Genomic DNA, 19,471 nt, shown 5'->3' with positions numbered 1-19,471 from the left:
ATTGGTGTGAATTGTGAAAAGTAAAGAATTGAACTTACATACATTGTATACGCAGCACAGCCGCGAGTCGTGGGCCGGATTCGGCGGCCATCTTTCCATTGCCGTTTCAGAGGAAGAAGCCAAGGCCGTAGAGGGGCTGAACGACTACCTGTCGGTGGAAGAAGTAGAAACGATTTACATTCCGCTTGTGCGCCTGCTCCATCTTCATGTCATGTCTGCCGCAAGACGGAATCAGCATGTCAATGTGTTTCTGAAGCATCCGCATTCAGCGAAAATCCCGTTTATCATCGGAATCGCGGGCAGCGTCGCCGTCGGCAAAAGCACGACGGCGAGAATTTTGCAAAAGCTTCTTTCCCGTCTGCCGGACAGGCCGAAGGTGAGCCTGGTGACAACTGACGGTTTCTTGTATCCGACGGCGGAATTAAAAAGGAAAAACCTTCTGTCCAGAAAGGGATTCCCGGAAAGCTACGACGTGAAAGCGCTGCTTGAATTTCTGAACGATATAAAGTCAGGGAAAGAGAGAGTGGAGGCGCCCGTATACTCCCATCTTACGTATGACAGGGAAGAGGGCGCCGTCGAGGTTGTCGAAGGTGCGGATATCGTTATTATCGAAGGAATCAATGTCCTGCAGTCGCCGACCTTAGAGGACGACAGGGAAGATCCGCGGATTTTTGTATCCGATTTCTTTGATTTTTCGATCTATGTGGATGCCGAAGAAAGCCGGATTTTCACGTGGTATTTGGAGCGTTTCCGCCTCTTAAGAGAAACCGCTTTTCAGGATCCGGCTTCTTATTTTCATAAATTTAAGGATTTGTCTGATGCAGAAGCGGATACCATGGCCGCCTCCATTTGGGAGAGCGTCAACCGTCCGAATCTGTATGAAAATATCCTGCCGACAAAATTCAGATCGGATTTGATTTTGAGAAAAGGTGATGGCCATAAAGTTGAAGAGGTGCTGGTAAGGCGGGTGTGATGTGAGGAGGAAGCGAATATTATGATGCATCATATTGAGTTGTATGTATCTGACTTGAAAGCCTCCGCCCGGTTTTGGGGATGGTTTTTAGGTGAGCTCGGTTATAGAGAATTTCAAAATTGGGACTCCGGCATCAGCTGGAAAAACGCAGGATTTTATGTTGTGCTTGTACAGACAGAGGAGCGTTTTTTAACACCGGAGTACCACAGATGCCGGGTCGGGCTGAACCATCTGGCTTTTCATGCTGCATCAAGAGAGCACGTTGACACGATGACAGAAAAGCTGCTTGCCAGAGGATGCCCCGTGCTTTACAGGGACCGCCATCCATATGCAGGCGGAAGCGCGCATTACGCCGTATACACGGAGGACCCGGATCGGATAAAGGTGGAGCTGGCTGCGCCTGCCTCTGATTCTGAATGAACTATAACTTCTCGTTTTTTTCTTCGCGCAGCGCGTCGAGTTTCTTTTCGATTCTGTCCAATTGTATGCGGCGCTTGTTCAAGCTTCTGAATACGTATATCACGGCAAACAGGAAAACCGCGGCTGCAATAAATGAAATCAATTGAAAAATGATATCACCGATGTTCATCTTTTTTACCTCCGTGTGCGGCGGGCTTCTTCAGCCCGCCGTTTTTGCATTTTGACCGATGTGAAGACATGGGGGATGAATCAGTCCTAGCTTTGTGTTTTTCTGAGAATGAATAGTTTCTGCATGTGGCTTATGACCACTTTTGCGGCCGCATATCCCGGAATGGCCAGCAGCATCCCGGCAATTCCTGAGAATTTGCCGGCGGCAAGCAGAAGAAAAATAATGGTCAGCGGGTGAATGTCCAGCTTCCGTCCCATAATTTGCGGGGAAATCAGCTGGCTTTCAAGCTGCTGGACAATGACGACGACCGTAATTACCAGCACCGCCTCGGTCGGTGAATCGAACAATCCGACAATGACTCCGGGAAATGTGCCGATCCAAGGCCCGATAAACGGAATCAGGTTTGTCACCATGGCGAACGCGCCCAGAACGAGCGGATAATCGAGCCCGATTATAAAATAGCCGATTGTGACGAGAACGCCGACACAAAAACTGACGAGCAGCTGTCCTTGTATGTATGAACTGAGAGCTTCATCCATGTCCCGAAGGATTTGTTTTCCTTCTTTTTGATGTTTTTCCGGAAGAAGCCGCAGCAGTCGCCGGGGGGCTTTGTGTCCTTCTTTTAACATGTAATACAGCGCAAACGGAATAATGGCGGCGGTGATGGCGGCATTGGCAGCCGTACCGGCCAGGCTGCTGAGAGAATCAGCGATTGAACCGGAATAATTTGCGGCTTTGTCTGCTAATTTTTTGAAGGAATCCCCATGCTGAAGCTGGGAAAACCATTTGCTGTCCTGGAGATGCCCGATCCAATTTTCAGCTTTTGCGGAAAGCTCCGGAATATGATCTGTGAAGGCTGTAAACTGTTTTTGAACGGCAGGGCCCGCCGTATAAAGGAAGAGGATAAAAAGGCCGGCTGTTCCCGCATAAATCGCTAAAATCGCGATTCCTTCGGGCAGCTTTAATTTCGCATGCAGCACTCTGACGAGCGGGCGGCACAAATAGTAAAGGACGCCCGATAATACAATAGGCGGAAACAAGGTTTTAACCGTAATCACAACAGGCTGGAACAAAAAGTCTATTAATGTTCCGAGATAAATGATGAGAAATAACAGAAGAACGGCATAGCCGATCCTGAAATAAGGCCCGACAGGCATATCCTGCACCACGCAATCTTTAAGGGTTTACTCTCGGACGTTTCCCTTATCGCCCGGTGCATAAACGTCCGTGTCAGGAAAACTGCCCCTGATTGGTGACGTAATCGTAGATAATATCTTCTACATGGGCATGGAGATCCTCATCGGGTTCTTCATTCCTTCTTTCTTCTAAAGCTTTTTTTAAACTCTGTTTTTCATAGGGGCTCAGCGGATCTGTCGACACATTCCGTCCATACTGGCGGAGGGCTTGTCCCAGCATTTTTTCTATAAATTGATCCATCATATATTCTCCTATTCTTGTCATTCATCTTTATTCTACTAAATATCATGTGATCCTCCCACTCTTCTATCATATTTTCTGTCAGGCCGGGGTAGGATTTTTATTCCAATTCAGCTGAGAGAATACGATGAAACGGCAGCGTTAACGCATCTTCATCGTTTATGATTTTTAAACGCTTTTCGTCATGCCTCACTTGTTTTACCCAGCCCCAAAAGCGGCGGGGGCCGTGTGCGGAAGCGTAGGTGACCGAAATGGCCCTGTCTTCTTCAATTGACGCCGCAATGATGCGGTTCATGTCGTTCAGTTGCTCTTCGCTCAGTTCCGGAGGCCGGAATTCCCGTTCTTTTCGTTTTTTCGCAAGCAGCTGCTCCCGATGTTCGGGCAGCATCATCCGGCTTGATTCCCACATGACATTATACCCGGGTGTTAATTTGTTCGGATTCATGTATATCACCTCAAATTATTTGTAATGCCCGCCGATTTTTTCAGCCCGGTGAAAGGCTTGGCCGGCCTCTGTCAGTGAAGCGGCATGGAGGAGCGACGCAGGGCCGTACCGCTCATGAATATCATCCAATACTTTGCCGAGACTGATCTTTTTTTCCTGGGCATCGAACAGGCTCAGCTGAACATAATCACAAGGCTCCAGCTGGGAAAGGGAGACGCCGGCGCTGCGGACGGGCTCACCGTTCCAATGCTCTTTGAAGAGCTTGACCGCCGCTTTAAAAATATCCATTCCGAAATTAGTCGGAGACACCAGCTTTCTCTGTCTGTGAAAACCTGAAGGGAATTCAAAATCAGCGCCTCTGATGCTGACCGAAACCGTATGGCCGATGTATTGTTTGAAACGGGCGCGGCGGGCCACTTCTTCGCTTAACTCCAGCAGCACGACTTTGATATCCTCAAAGCGGCTGTAGTCTCTCGGGAGGGTCATGTTATGGCCGATCGCTTTTTGCCGGCTGTGCGTGTTGACGGTGACCGGAGAGGGATCGATGCCGCGGGCTGTCCGCTGAAGCAATTCGCCGTTAATGCCCCAGCGTTTTTTCAGCAATTCGGCGGGGTGTCCGGCAAGCCCGCCGATTGTGCTGATGCCCATCCGTCTTAAATGATGCTCCATCCGTTTTCCGATGCCGAATAATTTTCCGACCGGCAGCGGCCACAGATCCTGCCTGATATTTGACATATCCAATCTGTGGATGCCGGATGCGTTTTTTTTGGCAAAATGGTCGCAAGCCATTTTCGCGAGCGCCTTATTCGGCCCGATGCCGACACGGGCATAAATTCCGAATTCACGCATAATCGCTTGCTGAATGCTTTTGGCAATTGTAAAAGGATCACCGAACAGCCGCCTGCTTCCGGTCACGTCGAGAAACTGCTCATCGATGGAGTAGGGTTCTACAAGATCGGTATACCGTTCAAACAGTTCGGTAATCATGACGGATACATCAATATACCGCTGCATCCGCGGACGGACAATAACGGCGTCGGGACATTTGGCCTGCGCTTCCCACAGCCGTTCGGCATTTTTTACGCCGTATCGTTTGGCGAGCGGACAAGCCGCAAGCACGACGCCGCTGCGTCTTTCGGGATCTCCCGAGACAATCACGGGCCGGCTTTTGAGATGAGGCGCTTCCGCTTTTTCCACAGACGCATAAAACGATTGCATATCAACAAGAAGAATATCAGCCATAAAAAAACCTCCGGGAACGTTTGTTCTGTTTTTCATTGTACCCGAACAATGATCACGTTTATACTGGTAAATCATTCCCCGGCTGGAAGGCGTGCTGATTCGTTTGCTTGAAAAGAAATCATTTACAATTGCAAACAACCCACATATAATTTTTTATATTCCAATGAGAAGAGCTGACATTCATTTTGCCGGACGAAAAGGAGAGTCAATCGATAATGGATATTCGAACAATTACCTCTGAAGACTATGAAATGGTTACGTCTGTTTTGAATGAATGGTGGGGCGGCAGGCAGATGAAAGACAAACTGCCGCGCTTGTTTTTTGAACATTTTCAGGACACAAGCTTTATCACGTACGGGCCGGAGGGAATGACCGGTTTTTTAATCGGTTTTCAGTCACAATCAGACCCTGAGACAGCCTACATTCATTTTTCCGGTGTGCATCCGGATTTCAGAAAAATGCAAATTGGAAAACAGCTCTACGACCGATTTATGGAGACGGTGAAGAAAAGGGGCTGCACAAAAGTCAATTGCGTGACGGCGCCTGTCAATAAAGTATCAATCGCTTATCATACAAAATTAGGCTTTGAAGTTGAAAAAGGAACCAAAACCGTAAACGGAATCCCTGTTTTTGCGAATTATGACGGCCCGGGAGAAGACCGGATTCTGTTTGTGAAATATATGTAGAGGGGGATGAATATGGGTTTTTTAGCTGACACGCCCAAACCGCCCTATTATGCGGTCATTTTTTCATCAATAAAGGGAAAATATGATGAGGAATATGAACATACGGCAGAGCGCATGATGAATTTGGCAGGCGGACAGCCGGGCTTTTTAGGCGCGGAAAGCGTTCGGGAGGAAAACGGCTGCGGCATCACGGTTTCCTACTGGGACAGCCTGGAGGCGATTAAAAGGTGGAAAGATCATACGGACCACCAGGCGGCAAAACAAAAAGGAAAAAGCGCCTGGTATGAAGCGTACGCGGTCCGCATTACGAAGACGGAGTCACAGCGGATGTTTGCGTCAAAAGGGGCGGAAGATTGATTACATTTTTACAGCATACACAAGAACAGACCGCGCGGGAAATTGCGGCGGTTCAGCGCTGCTCTTATCAAAAAGAAGCCGAGCTGATCGGCTTTTTCGGCATTCCCGCCCTGCATGAAACACCCGATGATATACAGCGGTCACGGGAGACGTTTGCCGGTTTCAAGGAAAAAGATCAGCTTGCAGGCGTCATTTCGTATGAAAAAAGGGGATATGACCTTGTCATATGCAGGCTGACGGTGCATCCGTCCGGCTTTCGGAAAGGGATCGGACGGGCGCTTCTTCAATTTGTGATAGACGAGAACCGGGACGCCCAAAAAATAGAGGCGGCTACCGCCAGCCAAAACGTTCCGGCAGTCTCTCTCTATTTAAAAACCGGGTTCACGGAAGCCGGACAGATTGAGACGCCGGAAGGGCTGACCCTCTCGTTTTTTCATCTTTATCCGAAGAGGAAAGCGGAAGTTGTTCCGTACAAGCCGGAATGGAAAGAAATGTTTGAAAGAGAGAAGGCGGACTTGATCCGAATCTTCGGCCCAGCACTTCATTCTGTCAGCCACATCGGCAGCACCTCCATCCCGCAGATGGCCGCCAAACCCGTCATCGATATACTGGCGGAGGTCAAAGATATTTTGGATGCCGACCGATTCAGTCCGCAGCTGGAAGCACTCGGCTATGAGGCGAAAGGGGAAAACGGGATAGAGGGCCGGCGTTTCTTTCAAAAAGGCGGCAACAAGCGCACACACCACGTTCACATATACGAAACAGGCCATCCGGACGTGAAGCGTCATCTGCTGTTCCGAGATTACCTCACTGCAAAGCCTGAAAAAGCGGCTCAATACATGGAACTGAAACGGCACCTCGCTGAGACATACCCATACGATATGGCAAAGTATAGTGAAGGGAAAAATGACTGGATCAAGGCGGCTGAACAAGAGGCAAAGGACTGGGAGAGCGGGCTGCTGTAAAGAAAGCAGAAACAATGCATACAGCGGCTCGGTATGCTACAATGGCGAAAATGAAAACGGAGGATCATCTATGCAAATACATGTGACGGATGCGGCGAAACACACACTTCAGCAGGCGATGGACGCCAACCCGGGGAAAAAAGCGCAGCTCCGCTATGACGCAGAAGGCTGCGGGTGCGCGGTGAGCGGCGTGCCGGCCATCTGGCTGGCGGACGAATTAACGGGACAATGCGAAGCTATTGAAATCAACGGACTTCCGCTTTACATCCAGACCTCACAAAAAGTGTTTTTTGACGAGGAAATGACAATCGATTACAATGAAAAGGCAAAAACGCTCGTCTTAAAAAGCCCGGCAGAGATGCTGAGCCCGAGAATGAGCATATTAGTAAAGCAGGGAGAAACGGAAAGTGAATCAAAAGCTGAAAGCCATTAAACAGACGGCACAGCATAAAACGTGGGTATCCTTTCTGAACAACAACCACCCGTACAGTCTGCTGCACTGGTCCATCGGTGGCGCTGAATCCGTTCAGAAGGATGTCTGGCTGCTTCAGGATGAGATGACCTTCAAAGCGCAGGAGTTTACGACAATCGACCTCGCCATTGACTGGATCGGAGAAAATATGGACGGGATTACCGACGTTTTATGACGGGAAAGCGAAAGAACCAGCATACGTTCTTTCGCTTTTTTACGTTTGCGTCATGGTATCTAAAAAGGTTTGAACGGCTTTGCGGTAGCTCTCCGGATTTTTGGTGTACGACATGGCATGCCCGCCCGATTCGGCCAGATAGAGCATCTTAGGGCCGCGTTTTCTGCGGTGCAGCAATTCGGAAGAAGCGGGAGGTATATAATCATCTTCCTTACTGTGAATAAACAGCACGGGCTGCCGGATGCGGCTGATAACCGATAGAGGAGATACATCACGGATACGGTATCCTTCTCTCATCCGCAAAAAGAAATCAGCCAAAGGCAGAAGCGGCCACGGAGGCAGCCGGAACTCCCGCTTCAGCCTGTAGGCGAGCTGATCGCGAAAGCTTGCGAACGGACAGTCCGCAATATAAAAATCAGCGCCGTTTTCATCCTGATGCCCGCCCGCGTATAATAAGGCCGTCACCGCTCCCATCGATTCCCCGTGGATGCCGATTTGACCGCCGTCTCCGGTTTTGTGTCTCACCCAATTCACGGCTTCTTCCAAATCATCTTTTTCAAAATAGCCGTAGCTCGTCGTTCTGCCGCCGCTTTTTCCGTGCCCGCGGTGGTCATATACGAGCACATTCCAGCCTAAATCTAAAAATAAATCCATGTATTTCAATGAATTGAACGAATTTACGGTAACGCCGTGACAAATAATCATGGTGTTTGCCGTATGATGCGGGGCGACGTAAAAGCCTTTGATCTCATACCCGTGGCGTGACAGGATGACGGCCTCTTCTTTTTCCATGGCCTGAAAGGAATCAAATCTATCATACCCGTCCGCCGTTTCTTTTTTCATGATATCTTCATCCGTCTTTTTCTTCATAAACATAATCAGATTCGTAAAAGCGAATCCGGCAGCCAAAAAGACTGCGCAAGCCGAACCGAACACCGCCAGCCATTTTTTCACACAGGCACCCTCCTTTAATATGAAGAATCCTTCCTCCGGCTTTTTGGGACCGTGAACGTTGCCGGCCTCCGGCGCTCCGTGGTACACTTGCTTCACCATATTCAGATACGGGGGGCGTAATGATGAAAAAGCAGCTGCCTAAAGAAAAACACAGCTTAAAAGACGATCTGGAGGAAGATCTGAAGGCCAGGCTTTTGCAAATGAAAAGTGAGCTGAAGGAAGAAGACGAGAAAAAGCAGGCGCAGCAAAAGGCGGAACAAATCAGAAAACGAAAAGAAAAAGAAAAACATAAAAGCTTTGAAGAGCTGCTGAATGAAAGCAGTCTCGATTGGCACAAATATAAATAAACCGGCATCTGAAAAGGTGCCGGTTTTATTGTTTAAGAACGATGGGCTTCGTATACGTCCCGTTTTGTATGGTATTGCAGAGCTTTGATTTCCTGGCTGCTTAAACGCCGGGCCTCTGCAGCCGAACAGTTTTCTCTCAGCTGCTCAAGTGAGCTGGCTCCGGTGATGACAGAAGCGACGGCCGGCTGTGACAGCAAGTATTGAAGAGAAAGCTCCGTCATGCTTAAGTCAGGTGCGGCAGCGCTGATCGCTTTTTTGGTTTCCGCCAGTTCTGCAAAAGAATATGTTAAATAGCCGTTCTCTTTTACGCTTGCAGCCGCTTGATCAAGCGGTTTTTCCGTAAGAAGCCCTTTAGCGACAGGCCCTCTTGCGACTACGCTGATTCCGTTCTCCTCTAAAAGGGGAAGCCACTCCTCGGGGCGCCGGTCCAGCAGGCTGTATTGCATCATAACGCTGGTGATAGTTGATTTTTTCACATATTCTTTAATAACATTCGGACGAATCGAGGAAATGCCGTAATACCGGATGACACCTTCCTGTTTTAAGTCCTCAAATGCTTCGATCGTTTCGTCAATATGGTCTTCCATCGTGCCGCCATGCAGCTGATAAAGGTCGATATAGTCCGTTTTCAGCCGGCGCAGGCTGTTTTTGACCGCTTCTTTTATGTATCCTTTGGAAGCGTCCCAATGCCAGCCGTCTTTATCATCATTCCAGCGGTTTCCGGCTTTCGTGGCTAAAATGATGTCGTGCCTGCGGTTTTTGACGGCCTCCCCGACAATTTCCTCATTTCTGCCGAAATCATAAAGATCAGCGGTATCTAAATAATTGATTCCAAGCTCGATCGCTTCATCCAAAATAGACAGCGCTTTAGCTTTATCCGTACCCAGCGACATACAGCCGAGCCCGATTTCGCTTATTTCTAAATCAGAATGTCCCAGTGTGCGTTTTCTCATCGTTTCGCTCCTTTTTATAGTCTTTTATTGACCGTAATATAAAGGCGCGAAGTTTTCAACTGTTAAGGCCCGGTGATCCAATCTCCGACATAGCGGAATGTCCGTCCGTATTCTTTCAGTTTAGCCCGCACTTCCCACGCCTTTCCGACCAATACGATACTCTTATCCTTCCGGTACACCTTCAATCGAAAAGCACCTCCCTCTCATGCATGTATGATAAAATATATGAGGCATAATAGAGAGACAGAACGGGAGATGACATGATGAAACATTTAGAAGAAAAAACACTTGCGAAAAAAAAGCTGTATGACGGGAAAGTCATAGATCTTTACTTAGAGGATGTAGAGCTCCCGAACGGAAAAACAAGCAAGCGGGAAATCGTCAAACATCCGGGAGCGGTGGCCGTACTTGCGGTGACCGAGGAAGGAAAAATCATTTTGGTGAACCAGTTCAGAAAGCCGCTGGAACGGACAATCGTTGAAATTCCGGCCGGGAAGCTTGAAAAGGGAGAAGAGCCGGAACATACGGCGTTAAGAGAGCTCGAGGAAGAAACGGGATATACGGCGGAAACCTTGACGAAAATCACCGCTTTTTATACATCACCCGGGTTTGCTGATGAAATCGTGCATCTCTTTCTTGCGGAAGGGCTTTCGCCGCTGGAAGAAAAACGAGAGCTGGATGAGGATGAATTTGTCGAAGTCATGCAGGTCACGCTTGAAGAGGCCGTGAAGCTGATTGAATCCCGCAGGGTGTATGACGCAAAAACGGCGTACGCGATTCAGTATCTCCAGCTGAAAGAAGCGCTGAAGGAAAAATGATGAAAACCATCTATGCGGATCTGCATATTCATATCGGCCGCACCTATACGGGAAAACCGGTCAAAATCACCGGGGCCAAAACGTTGACGCTGCACCGGATTTTAGAAGAAGCCAGTGAGGGGAAGGGAATTGAACTATTGGGCATCATCGACTGCCATTCCCCGGAAGTCATAGAAGAAATCGAGCGCGGAATTGATGAAGGCAGATACCGTGAGCTGAAAGAAGGCGGCATCCGGTATCGGAATACGACGCTTCTGTTGGGCAGTGAGCTTGAAATCTATGATCACACATGCCGCGGGCCGATTCACGTTCTCGTCTTTATGCCGTCTCTTGCCGAAATGAAGATGTTTTCTGAGTGGCTCGCAAAAAGGCTTAAAAATATCCATCTCAGTTCCCAGCGCATTTATGAAACCGGTTTGAATCTTCAGAGGAAAACAAAGGAATTGGGCGGGCTGTTTATTCCCGCCCATATGTTCACCCCGCATAAAAGCCTGTACGGAAAAGGGATCAGATCTTCTTTGACAGAAGTTTTCGACCCGGCGCTCATTGATGCGGCGGAACTCGGGTTAAGCTGCGACACCGACATGGCTTCGCGGGTAACAGAACTTGATCCGTATACATTTTTAACAAATTCTGATGCGCATTCCTTAGGGAAAATCGGCAGAGAATATAATGAAATGCTTCTTAAAGAGGCGAATTTCACGGAATTTTCGCTGGCTTTAAAAGGGAAGGACGGAAGAAAAATCACGGCGAATTACGGGCTGAACCCGAAGCTCGGGAAGTATTACCGGACGGCTTGCGACCGCTGCGGCAGCCAGGTTGAAAAAGGAGCTTCCGCATGTCCGGAGTGCGGGGGGAAAACAATGACAAAAGGGGTCAGTGAACGGCTGGAGGAACTGAGCGGCCCGAAAAAAAGCCGCGTGCCGCGGCCGCCGTATATTCATCAAATTCCGCTGCAGTTCATTCCCGGGGTCGGGCCGAAAACGTTAGAAAAACTGAAGCGGGCTTTCGGGACGGAGATGGCGATTCTACATCAGGCGCAAGAAGAGGAATTGGCGAGTGTCGTCCAGCCTAAAATAGCGGCTGTCATTCATAAAGCGCGCACCGGGCAGCTTGTCCTTGAGGCCGGGGGCGGAGGGACGTACGGCAGAATCAAGCCGTAAAAGCCGGTTTTTTAGCGGAGCTCCTCCTGCACCTTCTTTTTCGTGCGGACAAACGCAATCAATTCGATGATTTCATCCTGATTCAGCGGCTGTCCGTCAACGGTCAGTGTGCCGCAGCCTTGTGCGGCGTTTGTTAATTCGATGGTCTGGGCAAACGGCTCCGCCTTTTTTTCAGTGCGCCCCAGTAAATCGTCGCACGTCGTGTCAAACAGATCGGCAAGCGTGCCCAGCGCCTCGAATGACGGCCGCCGGTATCCTGATTCATACCCGGCGTACGTGCTTTTGGCGATGCCGAGACGATCAGCCGTATATTGAAGAGACCAATTTTTCTTTTTTCTCAGTTCAGTTAAACGATCTAAATTCATATTCAAAACCGCTCCTTTTCACTTGAGCAAATTATATCATATCGATATGCAAAAGTGTACGCGAATTGAATAATAATCACTTGATTAATTTCATTCGTCTGTCTATAATTTGATTAAAAGTATGCGAAAAGCGAATGCTTAACACATCTTGAGAAATGGATGAAGAGGTGCAGGGTATGAAAAAATTATTGCTGTTAACAACCGGAGGAACAATCGCCTCAGTCGAAGGAGAAAACGGGCTTGCACCCGGGGTGAAAGCAGACGAATTGTTAACCTACGTATCAAAACTTGATAACGATTACACGATGGAAACCCATTCGTTAATGAACATCGACAGCACAAATATGCAGCCTGAATACTGGGCCGAAATCGCAAATGCTGTCAAAGAAAAATATGACGCATATGACGGGTTCGTCATTACGCACGGGACAGACACAATGGCTTATACATCAGCGGCACTGTCTTATATGCTTCAGCATGCTGATAAACCGATCGTCATTACGGGTTCGCAAATCCCGATTACATTTCAAAAAACCGATGCCAAAAAAAATATCACGGACGCGATCCGCTTCGCATGTGAAGGGGTGGGCGGCGTATACGTCGTATTTGACGGCAGAGTCATTCAAGGCACACGCGCCATTAAATTAAGAACGAAAAGCTATGATGCATTTGAGAGCATTAACTATCCGTATATCGCGTTTATTACCGAAAACGGAATTGAATATAACAAACAAGTGCACATGCCAAAAGACGATGCTTTTACGGTCAATACTTCACTTTGCACGGACGTGTGCCTGCTCAAGCTCCACCCGGGACTGAAACCGGAAATGTTTGACGCATTAAAGGGCATGTACAAAGGAATCGTCATTGAAAGCTACGGCAGCGGCGGCGTGCCGTTTGAAGGAAGAGACATTCTCGCCAAAGTCAATGAAATGATTGAAAGCGGCATTGTCGTCGTCATTACGACACAATGTCTTGAAGAAGGAGAGGACATGAGCGTCTATGAAGTCGGCCGAAGAGTCAATCAAGATCTCATTATCCGCTCCAGAAATATGAACACGGAAGCCATCGTGCCGAAATTAATGTGGGCGCTCGGCCAGTCTCACAACTTGGCTGAAGTCAAAAACATTATGGAGACACCGATCGCAGACGACGTTGTACTGTAAAAACATGACTACCACAAAGAGAAAGTAGGGTTTTAGCATGACAAACGCGCAAAAAGAATATCGTCAGGAAAAAGATTTCCTCGGAGAAAAACAAATTGAAGCTGATGTGTATTACGGAATACAAACGCTGCGCGCGAAAGAAAACTTTCCGATTACCGGATACCGCATCCACGAAGAAATGATTAATGCGCTCGCCATCGTCAAAAAAGCGGCGGCGCTTGCCAACATGGATGTAAAACGGCTGTATGAAGGAATCGGGAATGCGATTGTACAGGCCGCAGATGAAATTCTTGAGGGAAAATGGCATGACCAATTTATCGTCGATCCGATCCAAGGGGGAGCCGGAACGTCCATGAACATGAATGCCAACGAAGTAATCGGCAACAGAGCTCTTGAAATCATGGGGCATAAAAAAGGTGAATACATTCACCTCAGCCCGAACACACACGTCAACATGTCACAATCGACGAACGACGTGTTCCCGACGGCAATCCATATTTCAACCTTGAAACTTTTGGATAAGCTCCTTGATACGATGGCGCATATGCTCAGTGTCTTTAAAGATAAAGCGAAACAATTTGATTCTGTCATTAAAATGGGGCGCACACACCTTCAGGACGCTGTGCCGATCCGTCTCGGACAGGAATTTGAAGCATACAGCCGCGTGCTTGAGCGTGACATAAAGCGAATTAAACAATCCCGCCAGCATCTGTATGAAGTAAACATGGGGGCAACGGCCGTAGGTACGGGACTTAACGCCGATCCGCGCTACATAGAACAGGTTGTGAAGCACCTGGCTGACATCAGCGGACTGCCGCTTGTCGGCGCCGGCCATTTGGTTGACGCCACACAAAACACTGATGCGTATACGGAAGTTTCAGCCGCGTTGAAAGTATGCATGATGAACATGTCGAAAATCGCCAACGATCTGCGCTTAATGGCTTCAGGTCCGCGCGCGGGACTTGCGGAAATTTCACTGCCCGCCCGTCAGCCGGGATCATCCATTATGCCTGGGAAAGTCAACCCTGTAATGGCAGAGCTGATCAACCAAATCGCCTTCCAGGTCATCGGGAATGACAATACGATCTGCCTCGCTTCAGAAGCGGGCCAGCTGGAGCTTAACGTAATGGAGCCGGTGCTCGTATTTAACCTGCTTCAATCCATCAGCATCATGAATAACGGGTTCCGTTCATTTACCGATCATTGTCTGGCGGGAATTGAAGCCAACGAAAAACGTCTGAAGCAATACGTGGAAAAAAGCGTCGGCGTCATTACAGCGGTCAATCCGCACCTCGGGTATGAAGCGGCTGCGCGAATTGCCCGTGAAGCAATCATGACGGGGCAATCTGTAAGAGATCTTTGCCTTCAAAATGATGTACTGACAGAAGAAGAATTGGATATCATTTTGAATCCATATGAAATGACAAAACCGGGAATTGCCGGAAAAGATCTATTAGAAAAATAAATTTTAAAGCAACAACAGCCGCCTTTTCACGTTTTTTAGTGAATAGGCGGTTGCCATACAAAGGGATGAGGCAGTATAGTATAATTTGTTATATCATTTGATGAAAGCGTTTTAGCTTTTTTCTTCTAGGGGGATTTTCTTGTGAAAGAGGCCAGATTGCCAAATTTATTGGAAATTATTATCTTATTATTCGGGTTTTTAGCACTTGTCTTATCGTTCACAGTGTTTTTAGACCTGCCGATCCAGCTAGCTCTATTAATATCCTGGTTTTTCGCTATTATTCTCGGAGTCAGGCTGGGATATTCATATAAAGACTTGCAGGCTTCGATTGTCACCGGCATATCAAACGGTCTTGAAGCGGTATTGATTCTCGTTTCGGTCGGTGCGCTCATCGGGACATGGATTGCCGGCGGCGTTGTGCCGACGTTAATTTATTATGGTTTAGAGTTTATTAATCCTCATATTTTCCTTCTGGCTACACTGGTGATTTGTTCCGTTATGTCCGTTGCGACCGGAACGTCGTGGGGAACCGTGGGAACCGCGGGGATCGCCATGATTGCCATCGGAGAGGGAATGGGTATACCGCTTCCGATCGTAGCGGGAGCCGTTTTGTCCGGCGCTTACTTCGGAGACAAGCTTTCACCGCTGTCTGACAGTACGGTGCTTGCCTCCACGCTTTCTAAGGTGGATGTGCTGTCACACGTCAGAGCGATGATGTATCTGTCAATTCCGTCCTATATTATTACGGCCATTCTGTTTACCGTAACGGGATTTATATACGGCGGAAAAAATATTGATCTCGACAAAGTGGAATTTTTAAAATCTTCATTGCAGAAAACGTTTGATATTCATATATGGATGCTCATTCCGGCTGTTGTCGTCGTTGTCCTTCTGATTTTGAAAAAGCCGTCTATGCCCGTTATTATCATCGGTGCTTTGCTTGGCGCAATCTGGGCTTCCGTCTTTCAGGGAATGAATTTTGCCAGTGCCATAGCGACTGCTTATAATGGTTTTTCTATTAAAACGGACGTCGAATTTTTAAACGGCCTGTTAAACCGCGGAGGCATTACCGGTATGCTGGATACGTTAGTCGTTATCCTGTTCGGTCTCGGTTTTGGAGGAATTCTTGAGAAGCTCGGCGTATTAAAAGTGATTGTCTCAACTTTTGAGAAAAAGCTGACCACACCGGGAAATGTGACGCTTTCGACATTGATCGTCGCCCTTTTAGGAAACATTTTCGGCTGTGCGATGTACGTGTCATTGATCCTGACGCCGAAAATCATGGAGAACAGTTATGATAAACTGAAACTTGACAGAAGAGTTTTATCCCGGAACGCAGAGGTGGGCGGAACGCTTACTTCAGGGATGGTGCCGTGGTCTGATAACGGCATCTATATGGCCGGCATTCTCGGCGTATCCACATTTTCTTATCTGCCGTTCATGTGGCTCAGTTTTGTATCTATCGGACTGGCAATATTGTACGGATACACGGGGAAATTCATTTGGTACACGAAAGAAAAATCCTTGCAATCTCAAAAATTGGGTTAGGAGGTTCATTTCATGATTACAAAGCATATGATTCGGACGTTAATGATTGAAACGCCGACTGTTCCCGGAAATCTCGGAAAAGTGGCAACCGCCATCGGAGTGATGGGCGGAGATATCGGGGAAGTTGAAACCGTTAAAGTCGGCCCGAACTACACAATGCGCAACATTACGGTGCAGGCCGAAAATGAAGAGCAGCTGCAGGAAATCATTCAAGCCATTGAAGTTCTCGGTGAAGGCATCCGTCTTCATACAGTCTCAGATGAAGTGCTCTCTGCTCATGAAGGCGGCAAAATTCAGATGAAAAGCAAAATGCCGATCCGGACATTGGCTGAGCTTGGGCGTGTTTATACGCCGGGTGTCGCCGATGTGTGCAGACTGATTGAAAACGAGCCTGAAAAAGCGTCCATCTATACGACAATCAGCAATTCTGTCGCCATTGTCACCGACGGAACGGCGATTCTCGGCCTCGGCAATATCGGCTCTGTCGCCGGAATGCCCGTAATGGAAGGGAAAGCCGCGCTTTTTGACCAGCTGGCGGGTATCAGCGGAATTCCGATTTTGCTCGATACCTCTGATCCGGAAGAAATCATTCGCACGGTAAAACATATTTCCCCGGGGTTCAGCGGAATTCTGCTTGAAGATATCGGTTCGCCCCACTGCTTTGACATTGAAGACCGCCTGAAAGAAGAACTGGACATTCCGGTTATGCACGATGACCAGCACGGCACGGCGGTCGTCACGCTCGCCGCCGCCATTTCCGCTTGTAAAAGCGCCGGTCTTGATTTAAAAGAAGCGAAGGTCGGTCAGATCGGTCTCGGCGCGGCAGGCGTCGCCATCTGCCGCATGTTTATGGCATACGGAGTCAAAGCGGTCTGCGGAACGGACAAGTCAGAAGACGCAATGAACCGCCTCGCTCAGTACGGAGGTCAGCCGCTTGGAAGCATCAAAGAATTAATGGACACGTGTGACATTGTGATCAGCACCACAGGAGTTCCGGGTCTCATTAAAAAAGAGGATGTCAGAAAAGGACACGTCATTCTGGCTTTATCTAATCCGAAGCCGGAGATTGAACCGGAAGAGGCATTACAAGCCGGAGCCGCTTATGCAGCTGACGGCCGTTCGGTCAATAATGTTCTCGGCTTCCCGGGGATTTTCCGCGGCGCGCTGAACGCCAAAAGCAAGAAAATCGACCATGAAATGCTTGTGGCGGCCGCAGAAGCCATCGCCTCTTGCACGAAACACGGCGATCTCGTGCCTCAGCCTTTGGATGCCGACGTGCATCAAGCCGTATCAGCAGCCGTAGAACGGGCCGCGGCAGGGAAATAAACAACTCTTACAGTACCGGACATGTGCCGGTGCTGTTTTTTTATCATGAATAGGAAGCGGAATTCTTAGGCAGGCTAACAGATAGCAAAAGACGGAATAAAGAGGTGTCGATGTGGATTATTTTCCGCTGATCCATACAAATATTTGGGATGCTGTGATCGGCGTGCCGGTCGTCTTATGCGTCACACAGCTGATCAAAGTGTTCTGCCGGGTTCCGGGCATATTCGTTCCCACGATTGCCCTTGCTGCCGGAAATGTTGTGTCTATCGTTTTCGGTCATCATGAACACGTGTATGCGGGGATTTTCATGGGGTTTTTTTACGGATACGCCGCAATGGGGAGCTATTCATCTGCCAAAACGTCTCTGCGCGCTTACCGGTCGAAACAAGAGCCGTATTCATGAACACATCTGGATTTTTTTGTTATGATAAAGAAAAGGGAAAAAAGGAGCGATTGGCACATGGCGAAGAGCAAAACGAAAAAAATGCGGGAGCATCTCAAAAGAAACGGGATGCGTGACGCAGTCCTGTCAAGGGGGACGGCGCCGTCTTTCAGCACCCATGAAAGAGTGACGAAAACCAAAAAAGACAGGCTTGAAAGAATAAAGCATAAAAAAAGGAACCCCTATGATCACCGGAGTGATGACGGGGTTCTTTTTTTATGCCCGAATCTCGCGCCTTTCTATGATTTCTCTGTCATGTTTTCTCTTTTCTTTCATACAATCTACTAAATCAAGTCAATAGATTAGCGGGAGGAAAGCGGTATGAGAAAACAATCGTACAAAGAACTGTTTTTTCGCCATGTAAAGGATCATCTGTCACTTTATATATTTGTGTTCGTCTTGTTTTTAATGGGGGTCATTTTCGGGGCGATCATCGTCAACAGCATGACCATCACGCAGAAAGAAGATTTGTATTACTATTTAAGCAAGTTTTTCGGACAGCTGTCTGACGGAAAACATGCCGGCGCTTCAGAAATGTTTTGGCAGGCCGTCTTTCATGATGTGAAATATTTGGGGCTGATGTGGATTCTCGGTATTTCCGTGATCGGTCTTCCGGTTATTTTCATTATGGTGTTCTTAAAAGGAATCGTCGTCGGCTTCACGGTCGGTTTTTTAGTGAATCAAATGGGGATGAACGGGTTTTTCCTGTCATTTATTTCGGTTCTGCCGCAAAACATCGTTCTCATTCCGGCGTATCTTATCATGGGGACATGCTCTATCGCTTTTTCACTGAAACTGATCCGGCAGCTGTTTGTCAAACGCAGCCTTCATGACGCGCCGATCCAATGGTTCGGACGTTACGCCTTCGTGCTGATTCTCATCGTTTTCTTCTCGGTCATCGCCTCGCTGCTCGAGGCGTACGTGTCTCCGCTGTTTATGGAAAAACTGTCATCACGCATATTTTAGAATGATTATCACAAAATAATACTTTTATTTATCAGTTTATAATAATTATAGTTGGAACTCTGCGCGTATTTTGTTATAATGAGTCATGGAATGCGGCGTAGGAGGGAAAGACATGGAAAACCGTATTGATCGAATTAAAAAGCAGCTGCACTCGTCAAGCTACAAGCTTACGCCACAGCGGGAAGCAACGGTAAGAGTGCTGCTTGAAAACGAAGAAGACCATTTAAGCGCAGAAGATGTATACCTCCTCGTAAAAGAGAAATCTCCTGAAATTGGTCTCGCTACAGTATACCGTACATTAGAATTATTAACAGAATTAAAAGTCGTTGATAAAATTAACTTCGGGGACGGCGTATCCCGCTACGACCTTCGCAAAGAAGGCGCGGCTCACTTTCATCACCATTTGGTGTGCATGGAGTGCGGAGCCGTCGATGAAATTGAAGAAGATCTGCTTGAAGACGTTGAAGAAGTGATTGAACGTGATTGGAAATTTAAAATTAAAGATCATAGATTGACTTTTCACGGAATCTGCCACCGCTGCCGCGGGGATGAAACAGAGTAAAAGCCTACGAACCTTTTCTGCCAGGAAAGGGTTTTTTGCTGTTTTTATGTATAAA

General features: G+C 48.0%; 27 protein-coding genes. 18 read left to right on the top strand and 9 right to left on the bottom strand.

Features of this window, described 5'->3' with window-relative positions:
• The first annotated feature begins 13 nt into the window (after positions 1-13).
• Positions 14-973 carry a type I pantothenate kinase gene (gene coaA / locus GNE05_RS12390; RefSeq protein WP_045926982.1) on the top strand — a complete coding sequence of 320 codons (960 nt, stop codon included), beginning with the start codon at positions 14-16 and terminating at the stop codon, positions 971-973.
• Positions 974-994: 21 nt separating this feature from the next.
• Positions 995-1,393 (top strand): VOC family protein, encoded by a 399-nt coding sequence (locus tag GNE05_RS12385; RefSeq protein ID WP_160182850.1) that lies wholly within the window; start codon positions 995-997, stop codon positions 1,391-1,393.
• 1 nt (position 1,394) lies between these two features.
• Here GNE05_RS12385 and GNE05_RS12380 read toward each other — a convergent pair whose 3' ends face one another.
• From GNE05_RS12380 to GNE05_RS12360, 5 genes are all read right to left on the bottom strand, one after another.
• The gene (locus tag GNE05_RS12380) at positions 1,395-1,562 is read right to left on the bottom strand and encodes a DUF4083 family protein (RefSeq protein WP_017418083.1); all 168 of its coding nucleotides are present in this window, start codon (positions 1,560-1,562) and stop codon (positions 1,395-1,397) included.
• 86 nt (positions 1,563-1,648) lie between these two features.
• Positions 1,649-2,719: an AI-2E family transporter gene (locus GNE05_RS12375; RefSeq protein ID WP_160182849.1), complete on the bottom strand. Its 1,071-nt coding sequence runs from the start codon at positions 2,717-2,719 to the stop codon at positions 1,649-1,651.
• Positions 2,720-2,792: 73 nt separating this feature from the next.
• Positions 2,793-2,999, bottom strand: a complete 207-nt coding sequence (locus tag GNE05_RS12370; RefSeq protein WP_003153294.1) for a YqzH family protein — start codon at positions 2,997-2,999, stop codon at positions 2,793-2,795.
• 100 nt (positions 3,000-3,099) lie between these two features.
• On the bottom strand, positions 3,100-3,444 hold the full coding sequence (locus tag GNE05_RS12365) for a YolD-like family protein (RefSeq protein WP_007409390.1): 345 nt from the start codon (positions 3,442-3,444) through the stop codon (positions 3,100-3,102).
• A 15-nt stretch (positions 3,445-3,459) separates the two neighbouring features.
• Complete coding sequence (locus GNE05_RS12360; protein ID WP_015240144.1) at positions 3,460-4,686, bottom strand: DNA polymerase IV; 1,227 nt, start codon at positions 4,684-4,686, stop codon at positions 3,460-3,462.
• 215 nt (positions 4,687-4,901) lie between these two features.
• On the opposite strand from GNE05_RS12360, the gene GNE05_RS12355 reads away from it, so the two are divergent.
• From GNE05_RS12355 to GNE05_RS12335, 5 genes are all read left to right on the top strand, one after another.
• The gene (locus GNE05_RS12355) at positions 4,902-5,372 is read left to right on the top strand and encodes a GNAT family N-acetyltransferase (RefSeq protein ID WP_003153297.1); all 471 of its coding nucleotides are present in this window, start codon (positions 4,902-4,904) and stop codon (positions 5,370-5,372) included.
• 12 nt (positions 5,373-5,384) lie between these two features.
• Positions 5,385-5,729 carry an antibiotic biosynthesis monooxygenase family protein gene (locus GNE05_RS12350; RefSeq protein ID WP_007409393.1) on the top strand — a complete coding sequence of 115 codons (345 nt, stop codon included), beginning with the start codon at positions 5,385-5,387 and terminating at the stop codon, positions 5,727-5,729.
• On the top strand, positions 5,726-6,694 hold the full coding sequence (locus GNE05_RS12345) for a GNAT family N-acetyltransferase (RefSeq protein ID WP_072177711.1): 969 nt from the start codon (positions 5,726-5,728) through the stop codon (positions 6,692-6,694). The genes GNE05_RS12350 and GNE05_RS12345 overlap by 4 nt, the downstream gene beginning before the upstream one ends.
• 70 nt (positions 6,695-6,764) lie before the next feature.
• Positions 6,765-7,127 carry an iron-sulfur cluster biosynthesis family protein gene (locus tag GNE05_RS12340; RefSeq protein WP_017418078.1) on the top strand — a complete coding sequence of 121 codons (363 nt, stop codon included), beginning with the start codon at positions 6,765-6,767 and terminating at the stop codon, positions 7,125-7,127.
• Positions 7,102-7,341, top strand: a complete 240-nt coding sequence (locus GNE05_RS12335; RefSeq protein WP_003153307.1) for a DUF2552 family protein — start codon at positions 7,102-7,104, stop codon at positions 7,339-7,341. The genes GNE05_RS12340 and GNE05_RS12335 overlap by 26 nt, the downstream gene beginning before the upstream one ends.
• Positions 7,342-7,380: 39 nt before the next feature.
• Here the strand turns inward: GNE05_RS12335 and GNE05_RS12330 are convergent, their stop codons facing one another.
• Positions 7,381-8,295 carry an alpha/beta hydrolase gene (locus GNE05_RS12330; protein ID WP_017418077.1) on the bottom strand — a complete coding sequence of 305 codons (915 nt, stop codon included), beginning with the start codon at positions 8,293-8,295 and terminating at the stop codon, positions 7,381-7,383.
• 122 nt (positions 8,296-8,417) lie between these two features.
• Here GNE05_RS12330 and GNE05_RS12325 point away from each other — a divergent pair, with 122 nt between their 5' ends.
• Complete coding sequence (locus GNE05_RS12325) at positions 8,418-8,642, top strand: YqkE family protein (protein WP_007409396.1); 225 nt, start codon at positions 8,418-8,420, stop codon at positions 8,640-8,642.
• 32 nt (positions 8,643-8,674) lie between these two features.
• On the opposite strand, the gene GNE05_RS12320 is transcribed toward GNE05_RS12325, so the two are convergent.
• Both GNE05_RS12320 and mciZ read right to left on the bottom strand, forming a co-directional pair.
• Entirely contained in the window at positions 8,675-9,595 is a 921-nt protein-coding gene (locus GNE05_RS12320) for an aldo/keto reductase (RefSeq protein WP_025649814.1), read from the bottom strand.
• 62 nt (positions 9,596-9,657) lie between these two features.
• The gene (gene mciZ, locus GNE05_RS12315) at positions 9,658-9,780 is read right to left on the bottom strand and encodes a Z-ring formation inhibitor MciZ (RefSeq protein ID WP_003153315.1); all 123 of its coding nucleotides are present in this window, start codon (positions 9,778-9,780) and stop codon (positions 9,658-9,660) included.
• Positions 9,781-9,858: 78 nt separating this feature from the next.
• On the opposite strand from mciZ, the gene GNE05_RS12310 reads away from it, so the two are divergent.
• Positions 9,859-10,413, top strand: a complete 555-nt coding sequence (locus GNE05_RS12310; RefSeq protein ID WP_003153317.1) for an NUDIX hydrolase — start codon at positions 9,859-9,861, stop codon at positions 10,411-10,413.
• The gene (locus GNE05_RS12305) at positions 10,413-11,576 is read left to right on the top strand and encodes a TIGR00375 family protein (protein ID WP_061862354.1); all 1,164 of its coding nucleotides are present in this window, start codon (positions 10,413-10,415) and stop codon (positions 11,574-11,576) included. Before GNE05_RS12310 ends, GNE05_RS12305 begins: the two co-directional genes overlap by 1 nt.
• A gap of 11 nt (positions 11,577-11,587) precedes the next feature.
• Here the strand turns inward: GNE05_RS12305 and GNE05_RS12300 are convergent, their stop codons facing one another.
• The gene (locus GNE05_RS12300; protein WP_061862353.1) at positions 11,588-11,941 is read right to left on the bottom strand and encodes a helix-turn-helix domain-containing protein; all 354 of its coding nucleotides are present in this window, start codon (positions 11,939-11,941) and stop codon (positions 11,588-11,590) included.
• Positions 11,942-12,117: 176 nt separating this feature from the next.
• Here GNE05_RS12300 and GNE05_RS12295 point away from each other — a divergent pair, with 176 nt between their 5' ends.
• The 8 genes from GNE05_RS12295 (at position 12,118) to fur (ending at position 19,416) form a co-directional block, all read left to right on the top strand.
• Entirely contained in the window at positions 12,118-13,107 is a 990-nt protein-coding gene (locus GNE05_RS12295) for a type I asparaginase (RefSeq protein ID WP_003153321.1), read from the top strand.
• 37 nt (positions 13,108-13,144) lie between these two features.
• Positions 13,145-14,572 carry an aspartate ammonia-lyase gene (gene aspA / locus GNE05_RS12290; protein WP_003153322.1) on the top strand — a complete coding sequence of 476 codons (1,428 nt, stop codon included), beginning with the start codon at positions 13,145-13,147 and terminating at the stop codon, positions 14,570-14,572.
• A gap of 141 nt (positions 14,573-14,713) precedes the next feature.
• Positions 14,714-16,120, top strand: coding sequence for a Na+/H+ antiporter NhaC (nhaC, locus tag GNE05_RS12285; RefSeq protein ID WP_007409401.1), 1,407 nt, complete (start codon positions 14,714-14,716; stop codon positions 16,118-16,120).
• 12 nt (positions 16,121-16,132) lie between these two features.
• Complete coding sequence (locus GNE05_RS12280) at positions 16,133-17,446, top strand: NAD-dependent malic enzyme (RefSeq protein WP_063094867.1); 1,314 nt, start codon at positions 16,133-16,135, stop codon at positions 17,444-17,446.
• A gap of 112 nt (positions 17,447-17,558) precedes the next feature.
• Complete coding sequence (locus GNE05_RS12275; protein WP_060562027.1) at positions 17,559-17,849, top strand: hypothetical protein; 291 nt, start codon at positions 17,559-17,561, stop codon at positions 17,847-17,849.
• Between the two features lie 57 nt (positions 17,850-17,906).
• Complete coding sequence (locus tag GNE05_RS12270; protein WP_032862885.1) at positions 17,907-18,176, top strand: hypothetical protein; 270 nt, start codon at positions 17,907-17,909, stop codon at positions 18,174-18,176.
• Positions 18,177-18,209: 33 nt separating this feature from the next.
• Positions 18,210-18,854 (top strand): stage II sporulation protein M, encoded by a 645-nt coding sequence (gene spoIIM / locus GNE05_RS12265; protein ID WP_007409404.1) that lies wholly within the window; start codon positions 18,210-18,212, stop codon positions 18,852-18,854.
• A gap of 112 nt (positions 18,855-18,966) precedes the next feature.
• A complete protein-coding gene (fur, locus tag GNE05_RS12260; protein ID WP_003153330.1) occupies positions 18,967-19,416 on the top strand; it encodes a ferric iron uptake transcriptional regulator in 450 nt (149 codons plus the stop codon).
• The last annotated feature ends 55 nt before the right edge of the window (positions 19,417-19,471 follow it).

Source organism: Bacillus sp. AM1(2019) (assembly GCF_009906915.1).
Lineage (GTDB): Bacteria > Bacillota > Bacilli > Bacillales > Bacillaceae > Bacillus > Bacillus velezensis.
The sequence above is the reverse complement of the archived record's forward strand: the minus strand, read 5'-3'. Positions and strand labels throughout refer to the sequence as shown.